Source organism: Streptomyces sp. NBC_01214, assembly GCF_026340975.1.
In the GTDB taxonomy this organism is placed as follows: Bacteria; Actinomycetota; Actinomycetes; order Streptomycetales; family Streptomycetaceae; genus Streptomyces.
This window is the reverse complement of sequence record NZ_JAPEOS010000001.1, coordinates 3,172,236-3,193,505: the sequence shown is the minus strand read 5'-3', so window position 1 is coordinate 3,193,505 and position 21,270 is coordinate 3,172,236. Positions and strand designations below refer to the sequence as shown.

Below are 21,270 nucleotides of genomic sequence, written 5' to 3'. Positions count from 1 at the left end.
CCCCGCACCCCACACCCCCGGCCGAGGCCCAGCGCCTAGCGGATCGGCATGCCGGAGATCGTGCGGGCGATCACCAGGCGCTGGATCTCGCTGGTGCCCTCGAAGATCGTGTAGATGGCGCTGTCCCGGTGCATGCGCTCCACCGGGTACTCGCGGGTGAAGCCGTTGCCGCCGAGGATCTGGACCGCCTGGGCGGTGACCTTCTGGGCGACCTCGCTCGCGAAGAGCTTCGACATGGAGCCCTCCGCCGACTCGAACGGCCGGCCCGCCACCGCCATCCAGGACGCCCGCCACACCAGCAGCCGGGCCGCGTCGATCTGCGTCCGCATGTCGGCGAGCTGGAAGGCCACGCCCTGGTTGTCGATGATCGGGCGGCCGAACTGGGTACGGGTCTTCGCGTAGTCGAGGGCCACCTCGTACGCGGCGCGCGCGGTGCCGACGGCCATCGCGCCGACCGCCGGGCGGGAGGCCTCGAAGGTGGCCATGGCCGCGTTCTTCACGCGCTCGCCGCCGCCGCTGCGGGCGCGCTCGTGGGCCCGCGCGAGGCGCTCGTCCAGCTTCTCCTTGCCGCCGAGCAGGCAGGAGCCGGGGATCCGTACGTCTTCCAGCACCACCTCGGCGGTGTGCGAGGCGCGAATGCCGTGCTTCTTGAACTTCTGGCCCTGGGACAGTCCGGGGGTGTTCGGCGGGACGATGAAGGAGGCGTGCCCCTTGGTCCCCAGCGCGGGATCGACGACCGCGACCACGATGTGGACGTTGGCGATGCCGCCGTTCGTCGCCCAGGTCTTGGTGCCGTTCAGCACCCATTCGTCCTTCGCCTGGTCGTAGACCGCGCGGGTGCGCATCGAGCCGACGTCGGAGCCGGCGTCCGGCTCGGAGGAGCAGAAGGCGGCGACCTTCACGTCGTCCGGGGTCCCGTACATCTGCGGGATCCACGTGCCGATCTGCTCTTCGGTGCCGTTGGCGACGACGCCGATGGCCGCGAGTCCGGTGCCGACGATGGACAGCGCGATGCCCGCGTCGCCCCAGAAGAGCTCCTCCATCGCCATCGGAATGCCGAGGCCCGTCGGGTCGAAGAACTGCTGGGCGTAGAAGTCCAGCGAGTAGATGCCGACCTTGGCGGCCTCCTGGATGACGGGCCAGGGAGTCTCTTCGCGCTCGTCCCATTCCGCGGCGGCGGGGCGCATCACATCGGCGGCGAAGCCGTGGATCCAGTCCCGCACCTGCTTCTGGTCGTCGTTCAGCTCCATGGTGAACTCCGCCATGTCCCCTCCACCTGTCTGTACTCGGCCCTGCGGAAGTTACTAGCGGTAACCTACGCGAAGACCACAGTCTGTTACCGGCGAGTAAGCACTGTCAAGCACCGTCCGCACCGGCCACGACGCCGGACGACGTGACCTCCGATTCGATCGACAGGGTGTGCGGGGTGTTACGTTGCGTGGGCGTCACGCACATCGCAAGGGCGGGGAGAGAAACACGTCATGGAGACCACTCAGCAGGCCGGTGAGCCGGGAGCGGCCGAACGCCGCCGTCGGGAACTGCTCGAAGCCGCCGACCGGGTCGTGCTCAGGGACGGCCCCGGGGCCTCCATGAACGCGATCGCGGCGGAGGCCGGCATCACCAAGCCCATCCTCTACCGGCACTTCGGGGACAAGGCGGGCCTCTACCAGGCCCTCGCCGTCCGGCACACCGACGCCCTGCTCGACTCGCTGCGGGCCGCGCTCGACGCCCCCGCCGAGCGGCGCCGCCGGGTGGAGGCGACCCTCGACACCTATCTTGCCGCCATCGAGGCCCGCCCGCAGGTCTACCGCTTCCTGATGCACCCGGCCGAGGACTCCCACAGCGCCGAACGCGGCTTCGACGTCGGCCTGCACTCGGCCCCGCTGCTGCGCCGGCTCGGCGAGGAACTGGCCGAGGTGATCGGCGAACGGGTGGACCTCGGTCCGGGGGGCGAACGCCTCGCCCGGATCTGGGGCCACGGCATCGTCGGCATGATGCACGCGGCCGGCGACTGGTGGCTGGGCGAACGCCCCTGCGAGCGCGCGGACCTGGTCGCCGGCCTCACGGACCTCCTCTGGGGCCGCCTGGCCACCGCCGGCAACCGCAAGGACGGCCCGGGCTTCTAGCCCGCTGTTTCGGCCCCACCGTGTCAGCCTCGCCCTTTCAGCCCCGCCGGAGTTCGAGGCGCGGGGTCTGGGCGGAGCCCCAGGAAACCCGGCTCCACCGGGCACCGGGCTCCGCCCGGGCCTTCCCCCAGCTACCGCTGGGAGGTGGCCCCTGCTCAAACGCCGGCGAGGCTGGAGACGCCCTCCGCTCCCCAGGGGGTCTTTCGGATGGCACGCCGCAGGCGACGGGCGCGCAGGCCCGTCACGCGGTCCGCGTACACCGTCCCGTCGAGGTGGTCGCACTCGTGCTGGAGGCACCGCGCGAAGAACCCCGTCCCGACGATCCGGACGGCCGCACCGTCCGACGTGACGCCTTCCACCACCGCGTGGTCGAAGCGGACCGTCCCCGCCTCCAGCCCCGGCAGGGACAGGCACCCCTCCGGCCCCCGGAACTCGTCCCCGTCGGCCGTCACCAACCGCGGGTTGACGATGTGCCCGACGTGGCGGACGTCCTCGTCGTCGGGGCAGTCGTACACGAACACCCGCTGTCCGACGCCGATCTGGTTCGCGGCGAGCCCGACGCCCTCGGCGGCGTACATCGTGGCGAACATGTCCTCGATGAGCCGGTCGAGTTCCGGGCCGAATGCGGTGACTTCCGCGCACGCGGAGTGGAGCACCGGATCACCCAACAGGCTCATGGGGCGGACGAGGCCGGAGGTACCGGGAATGGGGCGCTGTCGCATGGCCTCAACCCTACGACGGGCGACTATATGAGGAGATCCGCGGCCGGGCGGGGGCGCCGCGGTCAAGGCTCCGGCCGGTACTGGATAGGCTGGGGCCGACCGACGCAAGGAGGACAAGGGACGATGGCAGGCAACACGGAGCCGCTTTCGCCGCGGGCCAAGCTGGCCGTGACGGCGGGCAAGGCCGCGGCGGCGGTGTCGCGGGCCGCGGGACGCGGAAGCGGATCGGTAATCGGTGGCAAGGTCGCACTCAGGCTCGACCCCGATCTTCTCGGCGCGCTGGCGCAACATCTCGATGTCGTCCTCGTCTCCGCGACGAACGGCAAGACCACGACGACCCGACTGATCGCGGAGGCCCTGCGGGCCAGCGGTCCGGTCGTCTCCAACGCCCTCGGCGCCAACATGCCGGCCGGCATCACCTCCGCGCTGGCCGGAGGCTCGGACGCCAAGTACGGCGTCATCGAGGTGGACGAGAAGTACCTGGCCGGAGTGGCCCGGGACGTCACCCCCAAGGTGATCGCCCTGCTCAACCTCTCCCGCGACCAGCTGGACCGCGCTGCCGAGACCCGCATGCTCGCGGAGAAGTGGCGCGAGGGGCTCCAGGGCTCCAAGGCGGTCATCGTCGCCAACTGCGACGACCCGCTGATCGTGTGGTCCGCCTCCTCCTCCCAGAACGTGGTGTGGGTCGCGGCCGGCCAGGAGTGGAAGGACGACGCCTGGTCGTGCCCCTCCTGCGGCGGCGTCATGCAGCGCCCGGGCGACGACTGGTTCTGCGGCGAGTGCGGATTCCGGCGACCGACCCCGACGTGGGTGCTCTCCGGCGACCACGTCCTGGACCCGCACGGCTCGGCCTGGCCGATCCACCTCCAGCTGCCCGGCCGCGCCAACAAGGCCAATGCCGCCACCTCGGCCGCCGTGGCCGCCGTCTTCGGCGTACCGCCGCAGGTGGCGCTGGAGCGGATGTACCAGGTGCAGGCCGTCGCCGGCCGCTACGACGTGGTGAACTTCCAGGGCCGTGAGCTGCGGCTGCTGCTCGCGAAGAACCCGGCGGGCTGGCTCGAAACGTTTTCTCTGATCGATCCCCCGCCGACCCCGGTGATCCTCTCGGTGAACGCGCGCGGCGCCGACGGCACCGACACCTCCTGGCTGTGGGACGTGGACTACCCGCGGCTCGCCGGTCACCCGATCTTCGTGATCGGCGACCGCAAGCTGGACCTCGCGGTCCGCCTGGAGGTCGCGGGCCTGGACTTCCGCGTGTGCGACACCCTCGACGAGGCCGTGCAGCTCGCGCCGCCTGGCCAGATCGAGCTGATCGCCAACTACACCGCCTTCCAGGACGTGCGCCGCCGCGTCGGCAACTAGTACCCATAGAGGACAAGAGCATGAGCGACAACAGCCTGCGTCTGGTGTGGGTCTACCCGGACCTGCTGAGCACCTACGGAGACCAGGGCAACGCCCTCGTGGTGGAACGCCGGGCGCGCCAGCGCGGCCTGGACGTGCAGCGCGTGGACGTGCGCAGCGACCAGCCGATCCCCACCTCGGGCGACATCTACCTGATCGGCGGCGGCGAGGACCGGCCGCAGCGCCTGGCCGCGGAGCGCCTGCTGCGCGACGGCGGTCTGGAGCGGGCCGTCTCGAACGGGGCGATCGTCTTCTCCGTCTGCGCCGGGTACCAGATCCTCGGCAAGGAATTCGTCAACGACCAGGGCCAGCGCCAGGAGGGCCTCGGCCTGCTGGACGTCGTCACCGTGCGCGGTGAGGGCGAGCGGTGCGTCGGTGACGTCCTCGCGGACATCGACCCGCGCCTGGGCCTGCCGCAGCTGACGGGCTTCGAGAACCACCAGGGCGTGACCCACCTCGGCCCGACGGCCAAGGCGTTCGCCCGGGTGACCATGGGCCGTGGCAACGGCACCGGTGACGGCACCGAAGGCGCGTACAACGACACGGTGTTCGGCACGTACATGCACGGTCCCGTGATGGCCCGCAACCCGCAGATCGCGGACCTGCTGCTGAAGCTGGCCCTCGACGTGAACGCGCTGCCGGCCATAGACGACCGGTGGTACGAGGCGCTGCGCGCGGAGCGCATCGCCGCCGCGACGCAGCCCGCGTAGCACCCGGAAAACCGCTCATCAGGGCGGCCCTTCCATCATGTGTTCGGCCCGGTTTTCCCTAGGGGGAACCGGGCCGACGTGGTTTTGCACGAGGAGTGCGACCAGCATGTGGAGGATGGTTCAGCCCACCGCTCCGGCGCTTGTAGGGTGGCGTTAGTTCCAACCGGACGACGTGGTCCGGTCGTCGGCCCACGTTGCAAAGGTCCGTTCCTGCCATGCGCATAGGTGTGCTCACTTCCGGTGGCGACTGCCCCGGTCTCAACGCCGTCATCCGCTCCGTCGTGCACCGTGCCGTGGTCGACCACGGCGATGAGGTGATCGGCTTCCTCGACGGCTGGAAGGGCCTGCTGGAGGCGGACTACCGCAAGCTCGACCTCGACGCCGTCGGTGGCATCCTCGCCCGCGGCGGCACCATCCTCGGCTCTTCCCGGGTCCAGCCCGCGCACCTGCGCGACGGCGTGGAGCGCGCCCGCGGCCACGTCGCGGACCTCGGCCTCGACGCGATCATCCCGATCGGCGGCGAGGGCACCCTGAAGGCGGCGAACCTGCTCTCGCAGGCCGGTCTGCCCATCGTCGGCGTCCCGAAGACCATCGACAACGACATCGCCTCCACCGACGTCACCTTCGGCTTCGACACCGCCGTCGGGGTGGCCACGGAGGCGCTGGACCGGCTGAAGACCACCGCCGAGTCCCACCAGCGCGTGATGGTCGTGGAGGTCATGGGCCGCCACACGGGCTGGATCGCCCTGCACTCGGGCATGGCGGCCGGCGCGCACGCGATCGTCGTACCGGAGCGCCCCTTCGACATCGAGCAGCTGACGGAGATCGTCGGCGAGCGCTTCTCCGCGGGCAAGCGGTTCGCGATCGTCGTGGTCGCCGAGGGCGCCAAGCCGCGGCCCGGGTCGATGGACCTGGAGGAGGGCGGCGTCGACATGTACGGGCACGAGCGGTTCGCCGGCATCGGCAACCGCCTCGCCGTGGAGCTGGAGCACCGTCTGGGCAAGGAGGCCCGGCCGGTCATCCTGGGCCACGTGCAGCGCGGCGGCACGCCCACCGCGTACGACCGGGTCCTCGCCACGCGCTTCGGCTGGCACGCGGTGGAGGCGGCGCACCGGGGCGAGTTCGGCATGCTGACCGCGCTGCGCGGGACGGACATCGTGATGGTGCCGCTCGCCGAGGCCACGTCGACCCTCAAGACGGTTCCGGCCGACCGCTACGACGAGGCGCAGACGGTTCTCTGACGTCCCTTTTGTGCGCCCCTTTTATCCTGGGCCGCCCCCGCGCGCAAGAGCGTACGGGGGCGGCATTACTGTGGTGGGGCATCACGGTCAAGGGAGTGAACAGATGGATCACAGCGGGCACGGCATGGACATGCACATGGACATGGACCTGCCGCCGTTCACTCTCGGGCGCGGGCTGGAGCTCTCCTTCGACTCCTTCTTCCTGATCGGCTCGCTGGTCGGGCTCGCCCTGTACGGGTGGGGCGTGCTGCGGCTGCGCCGGCGCGGGGACGCCTGGCCGCTGGGCCGGACCATCGCCTTCACCGTGGGCGTGCTGACCGTGCTCCTCGTGATGTGCACCAAGCTGAACGACTACGGCATGGTCATGTTCAGCGTCCACATGGTCCAGCACATGGTGATCAGCATGGTCACCCCGATCCTGGTGCTGCTGGGCGCCCCGGTGACGTTGGCGCTGCGTGCGCTGCCGCCGGCGGCCCGCGGCAGCAAGGGGCCCCGCGAGCTGCTGCTGATGCTGCTGCACAGCCGGTACATGAAGGTGATCACCCACCCGGCCTTCACGATCCCGATGTTCATCGCGAGCCTCTACGCCCTGTACTTCACCCCGCTCTTCGACTTCCTGATGGAGAGCCGGACCGGGCACATCGCGATGATGCTCCACTTCCTCGCGGTCGGCCTCATCTTCTTCTGGCCGATCATGGGCATCGACCCGGGTCCGCACCGGCCGGGCTACGTGATGCGGATGCTGGAACTGTTCGCGGGCATGCCCTTCCACGCCTTCTTCGGCATCGCCCTGATGATGGCGAGCCAGCCGATGATCAAGACGTACGCGAACCCGCCGGCGTCCCTCGGCATCGACCCCCTGCTCGACCAGCAGTGGGGCGGCGGCATCGCCTGGGCCTTCAGCGAGATCCCCTCGGTGCTGGTCCTGATCGCCCTCGTCTACCAGTGGTACCACTCCGAGCAGCGGGCCGCTCGGCGGTCCGACCGGGCCGAGGACCGCAACGGCGACAAGGAGCTGGCGGCGTACAACGCGTATCTCGCCTCGCTCCGAGCGCGTGGCCAGTAGCGCGACACCGCCTTCGCGCGCGACCATGGGGCATGACCGGATCCGTTAAGGCGATGGCCGTGATGACCTTCGCCGCTCTGGTGGCCGTGGCCACGTATTCCGTGGCCCTCGGCAGCAACGGCTGGCTGTGGTTCGGCTGGGTGGTGCTGGGGCTGCTGACCGCCGGGATGGCCGCCACGCGCAATGTCTGAGCAAGGTCCCGTCCGCCCCCTGCTTCCCGTGGCTCACCGTCCGTAAAATGGCTGTGACAACGGGATGTCGACGGGAGCGGCCTGGTGTTCTACCACTTGCTCAAGCACGTGTTGCTCGGCCCGCTGCTGCGGCTGCTGTTCAGACCCCGGATCGAGGGCCTGGAGAACATCCCCGCCGAGGGTGCGGCCATCGTCGCGGGCAATCACCTGTCCTTCTCCGACCACTTCCTGATGCCCGCCATCCTCAAGCGGCGGATCACCTTCCTGGCCAAGGCCGAGTACTTCACCGGTCCCGGGGTCAAGGGCCGGCTCACCGCGTTCTTCTTCCGCAGCGCCGGGCAGATCCCCGTGGACCGGTCGGGCAAGGACGCCGGGCAGGCCGCGCTGCGCGAGGGGCTGGCCGTCCTGGCCAAGGACGAGCTGTTGGGCATCTACCCGGAGGGCACGCGCTCGCACGACGGCCGGCTCTACAAGGGCAAGGTGGGTGTGGCGGCGATGGCCCTGGGCGCCCGGGTGCCCGTGGTGCCCTGCGCGATGGTCGGCACCTTCGAGATCCAGCCGCCCGGGAAGAAGATCCCGAAGATCCGGCGGGTGACGATCCGCTTCGGCGAGCCGCTGGACTTCTCCCGGTACGCCGGGATGGAGGGCGAGCGGGCGGTCCTGCGGGCGGTCACGGACGAGATCATGTACGCGATCCTCGGGCTGTCCGGCCAGGAGTACGTCGACCGGTACGCGGCCGAGGTCAAGGCCGAGGAGGAGGAACAGCGGAAGAAGGCCCGGCGCACCGCGCGCTGAGCCTTCTCCCGCTCGCTCCCGCCGGTCCTTACCGGATGGCGGGAAGCTCCTCCGGCGCCGGGAAGACCGAGGACTCGGCCGGCGCGTCGGACGACAGGGACTTCGCCGCGGACGGGGCCGGTGCCACGGGGGTGGCGTGCGGGGTGCACGTCACGTCCTTGGCGTCGACCTTGCCGGTGAGCAGGTAGGAGTCCACCCGGGTGTTGATGCAGGGGTTCAGCAGGCTGGTGACACCGTGCGAGCCCGCGCCCTTCTCGGTGATCAGCCGCGAGCCGGCGAGGCGGCGGTGCAGTTCGACCGCGCCCTTGTACGGGGTGGCGGCGTCGCGCTCGGACTGGACGATCAGTACGGGCGGCAGCCCGCGCTTGGCGCCGACCGCGATCGGGGTGCTCTGCTTGGCCTTCCAGGTCGCGCAGGGGAGGTTCATCCACGCGTTGGACCAGGTCAGGAACGGGTACTTCTGGTGCAGCTTGCTGTTGTCCCGGTCCCACTTGGACCAGCTGGTGGGCCACTTCGCGTCGGCGCACTCGACGGCGGTGTAGACGGCGTTGCCGTTCTCCGACGCCGCGTTGCCCTTGATGTCCGTCATGTCCGGGGCGATGGCGTCGACGAGCGCCTGCTCGTCACCGGCCTCGTACGCGGCCCAGGTCTGGGCGACGGGCACCCAGGAGGAGTCGTAGTACGGGGCGCCCTGGAAGAAGCCGATGAGCTCGGCCGGGCCGACGATCCCGCCGAGCGGCTTGGCCTTGGCCTTGGCGCGCAGCTTCTGGTAGCGGGCCTCGACCTTGGCGCGGGTGTCTCCGAGGTGGAAGACGGCGTCGTTCTTGGCGACCCAGTCCTGCCAGTCGTTCCAGCGCATCTGGAAGGCGACGTCCTGGCCGAGGTTGGCCTCGTACCAGATGTTGTCCTGCGACGGGTCCACCACGCTGTCGACGATCATGCGGCGCACGTGGGTCGGGAAGAGGGTCGCGTAGACCCCGCCCAGGTAGGTGCCGTAGGAGACGCCGAGGTAGTTCAGCTTCTTCTCGCCGAGGCCGGCCCGGATCACGTCGAGGTCGCGCGCGGTGTTCGGCGTGGTCATGTGCGGCAGCATCTCGCCGCTGCGCTCCTTGCAGCCGTCCGCGTACGCGGCGGCGAGCTTGCGCTGGGCGCGCTTGTCGGCCTCGGAGTCCGGGACCGGGTCGGCCTTGGGGGCCTTGACGAACTCCTGCGGGTCGATGCAGGAGATCGGCGCCGAGTGGCCGACGCCGCGGGGGTCGAAGCCCACAAAGTCGTAGGCCTTGGAGGTGTTGACCCACAGCGGGCTCTTGGTGGTGACGCGGCGCGGGAAGCGCATGCCGGAACCACCCGGGCCGCCGGGGTTGTAGACGAGCGCGCCCTGGCGCTCCTCCTTGGTGCCCGTGCTGCCGATGCGGTCGACGGCGATGTCGATGGTCTTGCCGTACGGCTTCGCGTAGTCGAGCGGGACCTTCACCCATCCGCACTGGATGGGCTTCTCGAAGCCCCAGTCCGCCGGGCAGTCCTTCCAGTCGATCCCGGCGCGTGCGGCGCGGGCGGCGGCGATCTGGACGCCCAGCGCCTCCGGCACCTTGCCGTCGCTGCCGGCGGAGGCCGCTGCGGCGGGCGGGGCCAGCAGCAGGCTCGCCGCGAGTGTGCCGGTGATCAGTGTGGCGGCGCTCCCCAGCGCCGCGTTGCGTATCACGTGGTTGTTCCCCCTGCATCAGGTACGGCCGTGGGCGGCCGAGTTGGTCGTTTCGGTCGTCGGCGTGCAGGGGGATCCTGTCGCCTGATCGGGATCCGGCGACAGGGCCGGATCGACTTCTTTGCCAACCCGATAACCGGAAAGGCGTGTACCGCTGAGCGGTGCCTGATGCGTCCCGCTTTCACCACCCGTAGCTACGGCAGGCCTCGTCGAGCAGCTCGCGCACGAGCAGGGCGTCGGCGGCCAGGGCCGTCACCAGGACGGCCGGGCCGGCCAGCGGCGTCACCGCGGCGAACTCCCCCAGGACCGCGCCTGCGGGCGGATCCTCGGCGAAGGCGGGATCCACGACGAGGAGTTGGCCGAGCGCCCGGTACCCGGCCAGGCCCGCCGGGCCGTCCCAGCCACCGGGCGCACCGGGGCCGCAGGCCAGCTCCTGGTCCAGCAGCGGGCGACCCCCACGCTCGACGGTGACGCGGCTGCGCAGCAGGCCCGGAACCTCCCCGGTGCGGCCCAGCACCTGTTCCTCTCGCAACACCAGCCGCGCCGTGGGGGCGAGCCGGACCCGGGTGCGCACCCTCAGGTCGCTGCCGCGCACCGAGACCAGCGGCTCGGGCAGCCACCGCACCGATGCCCCCTCCTCCACGACGAGGTGCACGTCGTACCGTGCGGGCTCGCCGGACCGGCCGGGCAGGGCCAGGGTGGCCGCCGCCGAGGCGAGGGCGAGCTGTGCTCCGGGCCCGGCGGTGGCCTCGATGGTGAGGTGGTCCCCACCGAGCGGGGCGCTCATCGCGCCGACCAGCATGACCCCGGCCCCGGCGCCCGACGACGAGCGCGTGCGGCGCAGCGCGAGCGGTCCTTCCCCGGCGAGCAGCGGCAGGGCGGTGCCGCCCCGTCCGTCGGCCACGGCGTGGATGCGGGCGGTGGCCCGCAGGCCTGCCGGGGGCGTCGGGGACGTCGGGCGCGTCACCGGTGCCGGCGGTCTCGGGGGCGTCGTGGGTGCCGGCGCCGTGTCGGTGGCGCTCGCGCCGCTCACCGCGAGGACCAGGCGGCGATCCGCTCGCGCACCCAGGCGGCCACCGGGCCGACGCCCTCGGGGCCGCGCAGCGACTGGAAGGCGACGGGGAGTTCGCCGCGCTGAGCGGCGGCGTCGCGGGCCATCCGGTCGAGGTCGGAGCCGACGTGGGGGGCGAGATCGGTCTTGTTGACGACGAGGAGGTCCGCGGTGGTGACGCCGGGGCCGCCCTTGCGGGGGATGTCGTCCCCGCCGGCCACGTCGATGACGAAGATCTGGGCGTCGACGAGTCCGCGGGAGAAGGTGGCGGTGAGGTTGTCCCCGCCGGACTCGACGAGGATCAGGTCCAGTCGGCCGTTCTCCCGGAAGGCGTCCTCCAGTTCCTCCACGGCCTCCAGGTTGGCGGAGATGTCGTCGCGGATGGCGGTGTGCGGACAGGCGCCGGTCTCGACGGCGGTGATCCGCTCGGGCGGCAGGACGGCCTCGCGGAGCAGGAACTCGGCGTCCTCGCGGGTGTAGATGTCGTTGGTGACGACGGCCATGGACAGTTCGGTGCGCAGCGCGCGGCACAGGGCGGCGACGGTGGCGGTCTTGCCGGAGCCGACGGGTCCGCCGAGTCCGATGCGCAGGGCCCGCCGGCTGCCGTCGGGCCGCAGGGGGGCGGCGCTGTGGGTGTGCCGGTGGGGATAGGTCACGGCGTGGTCGAGGTGCACGGGGGTGTCTCCTTGGGGGGTCAGGAAGCGAAGAGGCGTACCGGCCAGTCGGCGTGGACCTCCGCCGAGATGTCCAGCAGCGGCGAGGAGGCCGCCGGCAGCGCGTCCGGGCCCTGTGAGCGGGCCCGCAGCGCGGCCCGTTCCGCCCGGGCCGCGACGGCGTCGAGTTCGGGGGCGAGCCGGGCCAGTACCCCGCTCGCCTCGAAGGGGTCCAGGCCCAGCAGCCGTACGGTCGCGGTGGCGGGTCCGCCGACGCTCTCGTACGCCGCCACGTGCGCGGCGTCCCCGGGGCCGAGCCCGGCCGCCCGGGCGGTGACGCCGAGCACGACGGGCTGGTGGGCCCCGCGCGGGAACGCCGCGGCCAGGGCCTCCAGTTCGGCGGCGGGCCAGGTGGCCCGGGCGGCCCGCAGCAGCTGCCGACCGAGCCTCCGGGCCGCGGTGCGCAGCGCCGGCGACGGGGTGCGGGCGTCGGCGGCGGCGTCGAGCACGGCCGGGTCGAGCCCGAGGGCGGCGGCCGCAGCAAGTGCGGCGGCGGTGAGGCCGGCGGTGTGCAGCCGGCCCCGGCAGAAGTCCTCCAGGGTGGTGGCGTCATGGATCCGGCCCGCCTTGCAGGCGGCCTCGGCCCCGCCGGAGTGGGCGTGTCCCCCGGCGGGGAAGCGGCCGTCGGCGAGGACGAGCAGCGCGGCGCGGCTCATCGGCAAGGACCTCCTCTCAGAACAGGAAGTAGCGCTGGGCCATGGGCAGTTCCGCCGCGGGTGCCGGTTCCACGGCCTCCCCGTCGATGGAGACCGTGAAGGTGTCGGCGTCGACCTCGACCCTCGGCATGGCGTCGTTGTTTCGCATGTCGGCCTTGCTCAGCTTGCGGGTGCCCTCGATGGCCACGAACTGCTTGCCCAGTTGCAACCGTTCGGGCAGTCCGTCGTCGAGCGCGGCCTGGGCGGTGAAGTTCAGGGAGTTGAGGCCGGGCGCGCGGCCGTGGCTGCCGAACATGGGCCGGGGCAGGACGGGCTGCGGGGTGGGGATGGAGGCGTTGGCGTCGCCCATCTGCGCGTAGGCGATCTGGCCGCCCTTGATGACCAGTTCGGGCTTGACCCCGAAGAAGGCCGGGTTCCAGAGCACCAGGTCCGCGAGTTTGCCGGTCTCGACCGAGCCGATCTCGCGGGCGAGTCCCTGGGCCACAGCGGGGTTGATCGTGTACTTGGCGACGTAGCGGCGCGCCCGGTGGTTGTCGGCGGGTCCGTCGCCGGGGAGGGCGCCGCGCCGCTTCTTCATCACGTGGGCGGTCTGCCAGGTGCGCAGCACGACCTCGCCGACCCGGCCCATGGCCTGGGAGTCGGAGGAGATGATGGAGATGGCTCCGAGGTCGTGGAGGACGTCCTCGGCCGCTATGGTCGAGGGCCGGATCCGCGATTCGGCGAAGGCGAGGTCCTCGGGGACGGCCGGGTTGAGGTGGTGGCAGACCATCAGCATGTCGAGGTGTTCCTCGACGGTGTTGACGGTGTGCGGCCGGGTGGGGTTGGTGGAGCTGGGCAGGACGTTCGGCTCGGAGACCACGGTGATGATGTCGGGCGCGTGCCCGCCGCCGGCGCCCTCGGTGTGGTACGAGTGGATGGTCCGTCCGGCGATGGCGGCGAGGGTGTCGGCGACGAAACCGGCCTCGTTGAGCGTGTCGGTGTGGATGGCGACCTGGGCGCCGGTCTCCTCGCACACCGAGAGGCAGGCGTCGATGACGGCGGGGGTGGCCCCCCAGTCCTCGTGGATCTTGAATCCGAGGGCGCCGCCGCGCAGTTGGGAGTGCATTCCCTCGCGGGACATGGTGTTGCCCTTGCCGAGCAGGCCGATGTTGACCGGGTAGGCCTCCAGGGCCGCGAACATCCGGGCAAGGTGCCAGGGTCCGGGGGTGACGGTGGTGGCCTTGCTCCCTTCGGCCGGTCCGGTCCCGCCGCCGACCAGGGTGGTGATCCCGGAGGCGAGCGCCTCCTCGATGATCGTCGGGGAGATGAAGTGCACGTGGGCGTCGATGGCACCGGCGGTGACGATCTTCCCGTTGCCGGCGATGATCTCGGTCTCGGGGCCGATGACCAGTGCGGGGTCGACCCCGTCCATGGTGTCGGGGTTGCCGGCCTTGCCGATGCCGCAGATCCGGCCGTCGCGGATGCCGAGGTCGGCCTTGACGATGCCCCAGTGGTCGAGGACGACGACCCCGGTGATCACGGTGTCGGGGGCGCCCTCGGCCCGGGTGGTGCGGGCCTGCCCCATGGATTCGCGGATCACCTTGCCGCCGCCGAAGACGGCCTCGTCACCGGCCCGCCCGGGGCCGCCGCTGAGGTCCTGCTCGATCTCGACGAAGAGGTCGGTGTCGGCGAGCCGGATCCGGTCGCCTGCGGTCGGCCCGAAGAGGTCGGCGTACACCTGGCGGGAGAGCTCAGCCATCGAGCGGCCCTCCGGTCTCGCCGCGCAGCCCGGGTACGGTGCGCAGGCCCGCCAGCGGTACGAGTTCCACCGCGACCGGGATGCCCGGTTCGAAGCGGACGGCCGTTCCGGCGGCGACGTTGAGCCGGAGCCCGCGGGCGGCGGTGCGGTCGAAGTCGAGACCGGGGTTGGCCTCGGCGAAGTGGTAGTGGGATCCGACCTGGACCGGCCGGTCGGCCGCGTTGAGCACGGTGAGACGGGTGACGGGGCGGCCCTCGTTGAGGGGTACCGGGCCGTCCCCGTAGGCGATTTCGCCGGGGATCATGCGGGGGTACTCCGTTTCAGACGATCGGGTCGTGGACCGTGACGAGTTTGGTGCCGTCCGGGAAGGTCGCTTCCACCTGGACGTCGTGGATCATCTCGGGGATCCCCTCCATGACCTCCTCGCGGGTCAGGACGGTGCGGCCCGAGGCCATCAGCTCGGCCACGGTCCGGCCGTCGCGGGCCCCCTCCAGGAGGTGCGACGTGATCAGCGCGATCGCCTCGGGATGGTTCAGGCGGACCCCGCGCGCCCTCCGCTTCTCGGCCACGTCGGCGGCCACATGGATGAGCAGTCTCTCCTGCTCGTGCGGTGTCAGTTGCACTCGTATCACCAAGCTTCCGGGACAAGACCAACAAGAGGCGGGGCGACCCTACCGACCTTCAACACTCTGTTGACCTGCGCATATCCGAACCAAGCGTCTCTTGCCCAACACGGGGAAAGGCTTTCCACCCCGACCACCGCCGCTTTACCGGATCATGGATGATCATTGGCGGTCGAACGTGGCCGCCACGCTAAGCGCTGCGCTTTTCCGCTGGGTTAACCCAGGTTTCGGGCAGGTACCCGGTTCAACTCCGGGACCCCAAAGCCCCGATTCCGTATACGGCTCCGCGCACGGATCCCCCATCGAGGAGACAGATGTTCATCAACCCCGTCCGGCACATCACCTTCGACGCCCTCGACCCCTACCGGGTCGCCGAGTTCTGGTCCGCGGTGACCGGCTTCACGATGCATCCCGACGACGTGGAGGGGGACGACGAGGTCATGCTGGAACCCGGGCAGCCCGGCGTGCCGGGGCTGCTGTTCATCCGGGTCCCGGACGGCAAGTCGGTCAAGAACCGGGTCCACTTGGACATCCAGCCGCCGACCGGTACCCGGGACGAGACCGTCGAGCGCCTGATCGCGCTCGGCGCGAAGCTCGTGGACGACCGCCGCGCCGCGGACGGCGTCGCGGGCTGGGTCGTACTCGCCGACCCCGAGGGCAACGAGCTGTGCATCGAGCGCAGCGCGGGCGAACGCGGCCTCGCCTGAGCGGGGTAGGGGCCCGGGTCCAGGTCGGGATCCGAGTCCCGGCCCGGGTCCGCGTCCCGGTCCGGGTCGGGGACCTGCAGGTCAGTAGCTGGTGGCGCTCCGCGCCGGGGCCACGACGCTCCAGGGCAGTGCGATCCACACCGTCTTGCCCCCGTCCTCGGTCGGGGTGACCGAGAGCCGGCCGCCCGCCTCCGCCGTCAGCCAGCGGATGATGACCATGCCCCGGCCGTTGTCCTGCTGGACGGCGGCCGGGAGCCGCTTGGGCCAGCGCGGATGGCTGTCGGTCACTCCGACGCGCAACCACTCCTGGCGCTCCAGCCGCACGTCGACGGTGAAAGTGGGTGACTGGCCGAAAGTGTGCTGTACGGCGTTGGTGGCGAGCTCCGAGACGATCAGCCGTACGCTGTCGGCGATGTCGGCGTCATCGGGGAGTCCCCACTCGCCCAGCACCTCCGCGACGTAGCGTCGGGCAGTGGCGACCGAGGCGGGATCGCTCGGCAGAGTGACGGATGCTTCCTGGTGATCTGCCATGGCGACGGTCCCTTTCCCACCGGGACGAAAAGCCCCGGATCTGTGCTGGACGCCAGAGTGCCACCGATCGTGCCGTCACATCTGCCTTTCCCCCAAGATATGCATATATCTGTCGCTCGATGCGGTGAACTCTGCTACGGAAGAGCTTATTTGAACGGCAAACTGGTGCGAGCTGTGCCGGTGGAAGGAGGCGGGTGTGCAGCACGGTCCCGCGGTGCGCCGACGCAAGCTCGGCGAGGAACTGCGTGCCCTGCGCGACCGGTCCGGACTCACCAGTGGTGAGGCGGCCCGGATCATGGGATGGCACCAGTCGAAAATCAGCCGCATCGAGACGGGCCGCAGCGGCGTGAAGCCGGAGGACATCCGGCTCCTCCTCGACGCCTACGGGGAGATCGTGAGCCCGGAGCAGCGCGCACTGTTGGAGGCGCTGTCGGCCTCGGCCGCCGGCCCCGGTCCGGCGGGCGACACCGGGCGCGGCCGCCAGTGGTGGCACGACTACCGGGGGCTGTTGCCGCAGGAGTACCGGGACTTCATCAGTCTGGAGGCGGGGGCGAGGTCGGCCCGCACCGTGGAGTTGTCCGTGGTGCCCGGGCTGCTCCAGACCCCCGGCTACGCGCGGGCCGTGACCCGGGCCGCGCTGGGCGGGCTGCCGGAGCCGAAGGTGGACGCGCTGGTCGACGTACGGCTGGCCCGGCAGTCGGTGCTGCGGGCCGATCCCCCGCTGGAGCTGAGCGCCGTACTGGACGAGGCGGTGCTGCGCCGGCAGATCGGCGGGCCCGGGGTGATGGCGGAGCAATTGCGGCACCTGGCGGAGGTGTCGAAGCTGCCTCAAGTACGCCTCCAAGTGCTTCCGTTCAGCGTCGGAGGGCATCTCGGTCTGACCGGACCGTTCGTTATTTTTTCATTTCCGGACATCGCCGATCTGGATGTGGTGGTACTCGACCATTTGACGAGTAGCCTCTATCTGGAGCGGAAGGAAGACCTTGAGGCGTACGGCGCCGCGTTCCGCACCATCCAGGCGCACGCCCTCCCGCCCCAGGACTCGTCGGATCTCATCAGCTCACTCGCTGACGACGCGTAAGGAGGCACCCCCGTGTCCGCAACCCCCTTATCCAACAGCGGACTTCTGATCAGCGCGCGGTGGCGGCGGAGCAGCCGTAGCACCGGAATGAACAACTGCGTGGAAGCGGCCGTCCTGGACGGCGGTCTGCTGGCCGTCCGTGACTCCAAGCGGACGGACGGCCCGGCCGTGCTCTTCACCGGGCCGGCCTGGACCGGCTTCCTCGCCTCGGTCGGGGCTGACGCACACGCATAGGCCCCGCCCGGAACCACTCGGGGACGCCCCGGCCCCGGGAATACCCAGGCCCGGGAACCCCTGACCCCGGCCGATGTGCCCTACCGGCCCTGACCGTTCGTGGCTCCCGCGGGTGCGGTCGCCAGGATCGTCGCGACCGCCCGATCGATCTCGTCCCCCGTGAGATCGGCCCGGGCGGTCAGCCTCAGCCGGGAGATGCCGTCCGGCACCGACGGCGGACGGAAACACCCCACGGACAGACCTGCCTCGCGGCAGTCGGCGGCCCAGCGCAGTGCCGCCGACGCCGACGGGGCCCGTACCGACACCACGGCCGCGTCCGGCCGGGCCGCGGTCAGGCCGGACGCGGTGAGTCGCCCGTACAACTGGGCGGCCACCGCGCGGGCGCGGTCCGCGCGCTCCGGTTCCCGCTGGAGCAGGCGCAGGCTCGCCAGCGCCGCCCCGGCGGCCGCCGGGGCCAGTCCGGTGTCGAAGATGAAGGTGCGCGCGGTGTTGACCAGGTGCCTGATCACCTTGGCCGGACCGAGCACGGCTCCGCCCTGGCTGCCGAGGGACTTCGAGAGGGTCAGGGTGGCGACCACGTACGGCGCGCCCGCGAGCCCGGCCTCGTGCAGCGCGCCGCGGCCGCCCTCGCCCAGCACGCCCAGCCCGTGGGCGTCGTCGACGACCAGGGCTGCGCCTTCGTCCCGGCAGGCGGCGGCGTACGCGGCCAGCGGGGCGGCGTCCCCGTCCACGGAGAACACCGAGTCGCTGACCAGTAGCGCGCGGCCCTCGTGCGCGGCGAGCGTCTTGCGCGCGGTGTCCGGTTCGGCGTGCGGGACCACGGCCGTCTCGGCGCGCGAGAGCCGGCAGCCGTCGACGATGGAGGCATGGTTGCCGGCGTCGGACACGACCAGCGTGCCCCGGCCGCTGAGCGCGGTGACGGCGGCGAGGTTGGCCGCGTAGCCGGAGGACAGGACGAGCGCGGCCTCGAAACCGCAGAAGGCGGCGAGCTCCCGCTCCAGCTCGGTGTGGAGCTCGGTCGTCCCCGTGACCAACCGCGAACCGGTGGCTCCGGCGCCCCAGCGCGCGGCCGCCTCCTGCGCTCCCCGGACGGTCTCGGGGTGTCGGGACAGGCCCAGGTAGTCGTTGCTCGCGAGGTCCAGCAGCGGCGACGCCTGCGGCCGGGGGCGCAGCGTGCGGACGAGGCCGGCCTCCTCCCGCGCGCGCTCCGCGTCGTCGATCCACGCGAAGACGTCCAGCGGTTCGGGAGTGAGCTCGGGCATCGGCACGTCCTCGTGTTTTGTCGGCAGTCCACAGACCTGCCCCGACCCTAGCTCGCGCGACCGCTGCGCCAGGTGTGGTGATACACACACACCCATCCGGCCATGTTGTGCGATCTCTCCTTGGCCGGGAGCGGGGGTGTGGTCCAGGATCGGGTTCATGGACCTGCTGAACACCCTGGTGGACAAGGGGCTGCGGCGAGAGCTGCCGACCCGCGAAGAAGCGCTCGCCGTACTGGCGACTTCTGACGACGAACTGCTCGACGTGGTGGCCGCGGCCGGCAAGGTGCGCCGCCAGTGGTTCGGACGTCGGGTCAAGCTGAACTACCTGGTCAACCTGAAGTCGGGCCTGTGCCCGGAGGACTGCTCCTACTGTTCCCAGCGCCTGGGGTCGACGGCCGGCATCCTCAAGTACACGTGGCTGAAGCCGGAAGAGGCCTCCCAGGCCGCCGCCGCCGGTGTCGCGGGCGGCGCGAAGCGGGTCTGCCTGGTCGCGAGCGGCCGCGGACCGACGGACCGGGACGTGGACCGCGTCGGCAAGACGATCGCGGCGATCAAGGAGCAGAACGAGGGCGTCGAGGTCTGCGCGTGCCTCGGCCTGCTCTCCGACGGCCAGGCGGAGCGGCTGCGGGACGCGGGCGCGGACGCCTACAACCACAACCTCAACACCTCCGAGGCCACGTACGGGCAGATCACCAAGACCCACACCTACGCGGACCGCGTCGACACCGTGCAGAAGGCGCACGGCGCCGGTCTGTCCGCGTGCTCGGGTCTGATCGCGGGCATGGGCGAGAGCGACGAGGACCTGGTCGACGTCGTCTTCTCGCTGCGCGAGCTCGACGCCGACTCGGTGCCGGTCAACTTCCTGATCCCGTTCGAGGGCACGCCGCTGGCCAAGGAGTGGAACCTCACCCCGCAGCGCTGCCTGCGCATCCTGGCGATGGCGCGGTTCGTCTGCCCCGACGTCGAGGTCCGCCTCGCCGGCGGGCGCGAGGTGCACCTGCGCTCGATGCAGCCGCTGGCCCTGCACATCGTCAACTCGATCTTCCTCGGCGACTACCTGACCAGTGAGGGCCAGGCCGGTCAGGCCGACCTCGACATGATCGCGGACGCCGGTTTCGAGGTGGAGGGCGCCGGTACGTCGACCCTTCCCGCGCACCGCTCCGACGCCCTGGCCGCCGCCACCGGCGGGGGCTGCGGTTCGAACGGCGGCGCCTCGCTCTGCGGTTCGGGCGCGCCTGCCGAGGGTGAAGCCGCGGGCTGCGGCTCTGCGTGCGGCGGTTGCTCCGGCCACGCGCCGGCGGACCGGACGCCCGCACCGGTCCAGGCCGAGGCCGGCGAGGTCCGCCCGGAGCTGGTCGCGGTCCGCCGACGCGGCGCGGGGACGGACGTCGCCCCCAATGCCTGATCAGCGTGGACCGCTGGCCGACGGCGCGGAACTGCTCGCACTGGACCGGCAGCACGTCTGGCACCCGTACGGGCCGATGCCCGGGCGGCAGGAGCCGCTGATCATCGCCTCCGCCTCGGGGGTACGGCTGCGGCTCGCCGACCCGTCCCAGGGACACGGTCACGACGAGCTGGTCGACGGCATGTCCTCCTGGTGGTCGGCGATCCACGGCTACAACCACCCGGTGCTCAACGAGGCCGCCACCGCGCAGCTGGGTCTGATGTCGCACGTGATGTTCGGCGGGCTCACCCACGAGCCCGCCGTCCGGCTCGCCGCGAAGCTCGTCGAGATCACCCCGCCGGGGCTGGAACACGTGTTCCTCTCCGACTCGGGCTCGGTGTCCGTCGAGGTCGCGATCAAGATGTGCCTGCAGTACTGGCGTTCGCTCGGGCGGACGGGCAAGACCCGGCTGCTGACCTGGCGCGGCGGCTACCACGGGGACACCTGGCAGCCGATGGCGGTCTGCGACCCCGACGGCGGGATGCACGAGCTGTGGCAGGGGCACCTGCCGCGGCAGGTCTTCGCGGACGCGCCGCCCGCCGGTTTCGACACGCCCGTGGACCCGGCGTACGCCGACCACCTGCGCGCCACGGTCTCCGCGCACGCGGACGAGCTGGCCGCGGTCATCGTGGAGCCGGTGGTGCAGGGCGCGGGGGGCATGCGCTTCCACCACCCCGGGTACCTGCGGGTGCTGCGCGAGCTGTGCGACGAGTACGGGGTCCTGCTGATCCTGGACGAGATCGCCACGGGCTTCGGCCGTACGGGCGCGCTCTTCGCGGCCGACCACGCGGGGATCACCCCGGATGTGATGTGCCTGGGCAAGTCGCTGACCGGGGGTTACCTCACGCTGGCGGCGACCCTGTGCACGGAGCGGGTGGCGAGCGGCATCTCCCAGGGCGAGGTCCCGGTGCTGGCGCACGGGCCGACCTTCATGGGCAACCCGCTGGCCACGGCCGTGGCCCTGGCCTCCGTCGAGCTGTTGCTCGGCCAGGACTGGACGACCGACGTCAAGCGGATCGAGGCGGGGCTGCGCGAGGGCCTGTCGGCCGCGGCCGACATCCCCGGGGTGAAGGACGTACGCGTCCTGGGCGCCATCGGCGTGGTCCAGCTCGACCACGAGATCGACGTGGTGGCGGCCACCCGGGCGGCGGTGCGCGAGGGCGTGTGGGTGCGTCCGTTCCGGGACCTGATCTACGTGATGCCGCCGTTCGTGACCGGCGACGAGGACGTGGACCGGATCTGCCGTGCGGTGTGCGCGGCGGCGCAGGAAGGCTGA

Annotated in this window: 23 protein-coding genes; 12 read left to right on the top strand and 11 right to left on the bottom strand. The window is 71.5% G+C overall.

Annotated elements, in window-relative coordinates:
- Nucleotides 1–35 precede the first annotated feature (35 nt).
- Nucleotides 36–1,265 (bottom strand): acyl-CoA dehydrogenase family protein, encoded by a 1,230-nt coding sequence (locus OG594_RS15285; RefSeq protein WP_033220961.1) that lies wholly within the window; start codon nt 1,263–1,265, stop codon nt 36–38.
- A 216-nt stretch (nt 1,266–1,481) separates the two neighbouring features.
- Between OG594_RS15285 and OG594_RS15280 the strand changes: the two genes are divergently transcribed.
- On the top strand, nt 1,482–2,126 hold the full coding sequence (locus OG594_RS15280; RefSeq protein WP_266599120.1) for a TetR family transcriptional regulator: 645 nt from the start codon (nt 1,482–1,484) through the stop codon (nt 2,124–2,126).
- A 155-nt stretch (nt 2,127–2,281) separates the two neighbouring features.
- Here OG594_RS15280 and def read toward each other — a convergent pair whose 3' ends face one another.
- A complete protein-coding gene (def, locus tag OG594_RS15275) occupies nt 2,282–2,848 on the bottom strand; it encodes a peptide deformylase (protein ID WP_266599118.1) in 567 nt (188 codons plus the stop codon).
- 123 nt (nt 2,849–2,971) lie between these two features.
- On the opposite strand from def, the gene OG594_RS15270 reads away from it, so the two are divergent.
- The 6 genes from OG594_RS15270 (at nt 2,972) to OG594_RS15245 (ending at nt 8,252) form a co-directional block, all read left to right on the top strand.
- Entirely contained in the window at nt 2,972–4,210 is a 1,239-nt protein-coding gene (locus tag OG594_RS15270; protein ID WP_266599116.1) for a MurT ligase domain-containing protein, read from the top strand.
- Between the two features lie 20 nt (nt 4,211–4,230).
- Nucleotides 4,231–4,959: a type 1 glutamine amidotransferase gene (locus tag OG594_RS15265; RefSeq protein ID WP_266599114.1), complete on the top strand. Its 729-nt coding sequence runs from the start codon at nt 4,231–4,233 to the stop codon at nt 4,957–4,959.
- A gap of 215 nt (nt 4,960–5,174) precedes the next feature.
- Nucleotides 5,175–6,200 carry a 6-phosphofructokinase gene (locus OG594_RS15260; RefSeq protein WP_189746068.1) on the top strand — a complete coding sequence of 342 codons (1,026 nt, stop codon included), beginning with the start codon at nt 5,175–5,177 and terminating at the stop codon, nt 6,198–6,200.
- A gap of 103 nt (nt 6,201–6,303) precedes the next feature.
- Nucleotides 6,304–7,266, top strand: a complete 963-nt coding sequence (locus tag OG594_RS15255) for a cytochrome c oxidase assembly protein (RefSeq protein ID WP_266599108.1) — start codon at nt 6,304–6,306, stop codon at nt 7,264–7,266.
- Between the two features lie 32 nt (nt 7,267–7,298).
- A complete protein-coding gene (locus tag OG594_RS15250; RefSeq protein ID WP_030010293.1) occupies nt 7,299–7,457 on the top strand; it encodes a hypothetical protein in 159 nt (52 codons plus the stop codon).
- Nucleotides 7,458–7,541: 84 nt separating this feature from the next.
- On the top strand, nt 7,542–8,252 hold the full coding sequence (locus OG594_RS15245) for a 1-acyl-sn-glycerol-3-phosphate acyltransferase (RefSeq protein ID WP_266599105.1): 711 nt from the start codon (nt 7,542–7,544) through the stop codon (nt 8,250–8,252).
- A gap of 28 nt (nt 8,253–8,280) precedes the next feature.
- Here the strand turns inward: OG594_RS15245 and OG594_RS15240 are convergent, their stop codons facing one another.
- From OG594_RS15240 to OG594_RS15210, 7 genes are all read right to left on the bottom strand, one after another.
- Nucleotides 8,281–9,954 (bottom strand): alpha/beta hydrolase, encoded by a 1,674-nt coding sequence (locus OG594_RS15240; protein ID WP_266599099.1) that lies wholly within the window; start codon nt 9,952–9,954, stop codon nt 8,281–8,283.
- A gap of 181 nt (nt 9,955–10,135) precedes the next feature.
- On the bottom strand, nt 10,136–10,921 hold the full coding sequence (locus OG594_RS15235; RefSeq protein WP_266599097.1) for an urease accessory protein UreD: 786 nt from the start codon (nt 10,919–10,921) through the stop codon (nt 10,136–10,138).
- A gap of 62 nt (nt 10,922–10,983) precedes the next feature.
- The gene (ureG, locus tag OG594_RS15230; protein ID WP_266599095.1) at nt 10,984–11,679 is read right to left on the bottom strand and encodes an urease accessory protein UreG; all 696 of its coding nucleotides are present in this window, start codon (nt 11,677–11,679) and stop codon (nt 10,984–10,986) included.
- Nucleotides 11,680–11,699: 20 nt separating this feature from the next.
- Nucleotides 11,700–12,374, bottom strand: coding sequence for an urease accessory protein UreF (locus OG594_RS15225; RefSeq protein ID WP_266599093.1), 675 nt, complete (start codon nt 12,372–12,374; stop codon nt 11,700–11,702).
- A 16-nt stretch (nt 12,375–12,390) separates the two neighbouring features.
- The gene (locus OG594_RS15220; protein ID WP_266599091.1) at nt 12,391–14,112 is read right to left on the bottom strand and encodes an urease subunit alpha; all 1,722 of its coding nucleotides are present in this window, start codon (nt 14,110–14,112) and stop codon (nt 12,391–12,393) included.
- Nucleotides 14,105–14,416, bottom strand: coding sequence for an urease subunit beta (locus OG594_RS15215; RefSeq protein WP_266599086.1), 312 nt, complete (start codon nt 14,414–14,416; stop codon nt 14,105–14,107). Before OG594_RS15215 ends, OG594_RS15220 begins: the two co-directional genes overlap by 8 nt.
- Nucleotides 14,417–14,432: 16 nt before the next feature.
- A complete protein-coding gene (locus OG594_RS15210) occupies nt 14,433–14,735 on the bottom strand; it encodes an urease subunit gamma (protein WP_030011137.1) in 303 nt (100 codons plus the stop codon).
- A gap of 314 nt (nt 14,736–15,049) precedes the next feature.
- Between OG594_RS15210 and OG594_RS15205 the strand changes: the two genes are divergently transcribed.
- Complete coding sequence (locus OG594_RS15205) at nt 15,050–15,442, top strand: VOC family protein (RefSeq protein ID WP_266599084.1); 393 nt, start codon at nt 15,050–15,052, stop codon at nt 15,440–15,442.
- 81 nt (nt 15,443–15,523) lie between these two features.
- Here OG594_RS15205 and OG594_RS15200 read toward each other — a convergent pair whose 3' ends face one another.
- The gene (locus OG594_RS15200) at nt 15,524–15,973 is read right to left on the bottom strand and encodes an ATP-binding protein (RefSeq protein ID WP_266599082.1); all 450 of its coding nucleotides are present in this window, start codon (nt 15,971–15,973) and stop codon (nt 15,524–15,526) included.
- Nucleotides 15,974–16,169: 196 nt separating this feature from the next.
- Here OG594_RS15200 and OG594_RS15195 point away from each other — a divergent pair, with 196 nt between their 5' ends.
- Nucleotides 16,170–17,054, top strand: coding sequence for a helix-turn-helix transcriptional regulator (locus OG594_RS15195; protein WP_030011134.1), 885 nt, complete (start codon nt 16,170–16,172; stop codon nt 17,052–17,054).
- 12 nt (nt 17,055–17,066) lie between these two features.
- Entirely contained in the window at nt 17,067–17,288 is a 222-nt protein-coding gene (locus OG594_RS15190) for a DUF397 domain-containing protein (RefSeq protein ID WP_266599078.1), read from the top strand.
- Between the two features lie 80 nt (nt 17,289–17,368).
- On the opposite strand, the gene OG594_RS15185 is transcribed toward OG594_RS15190, so the two are convergent.
- Entirely contained in the window at nt 17,369–18,550 is a 1,182-nt protein-coding gene (locus OG594_RS15185) for an 8-amino-7-oxononanoate synthase (protein ID WP_266599076.1), read from the bottom strand.
- A 157-nt stretch (nt 18,551–18,707) separates the two neighbouring features.
- Between OG594_RS15185 and bioB the strand changes: the two genes are divergently transcribed.
- Nucleotides 18,708–19,955: a biotin synthase BioB gene (bioB, locus tag OG594_RS15180; RefSeq protein ID WP_266599074.1), complete on the top strand. Its 1,248-nt coding sequence runs from the start codon at nt 18,708–18,710 to the stop codon at nt 19,953–19,955.
- A complete protein-coding gene (locus OG594_RS15175; protein ID WP_266599072.1) occupies nt 19,948–21,270 on the top strand; it encodes an adenosylmethionine--8-amino-7-oxononanoate transaminase in 1,323 nt (440 codons plus the stop codon). The genes bioB and OG594_RS15175 overlap by 8 nt, the downstream gene beginning before the upstream one ends.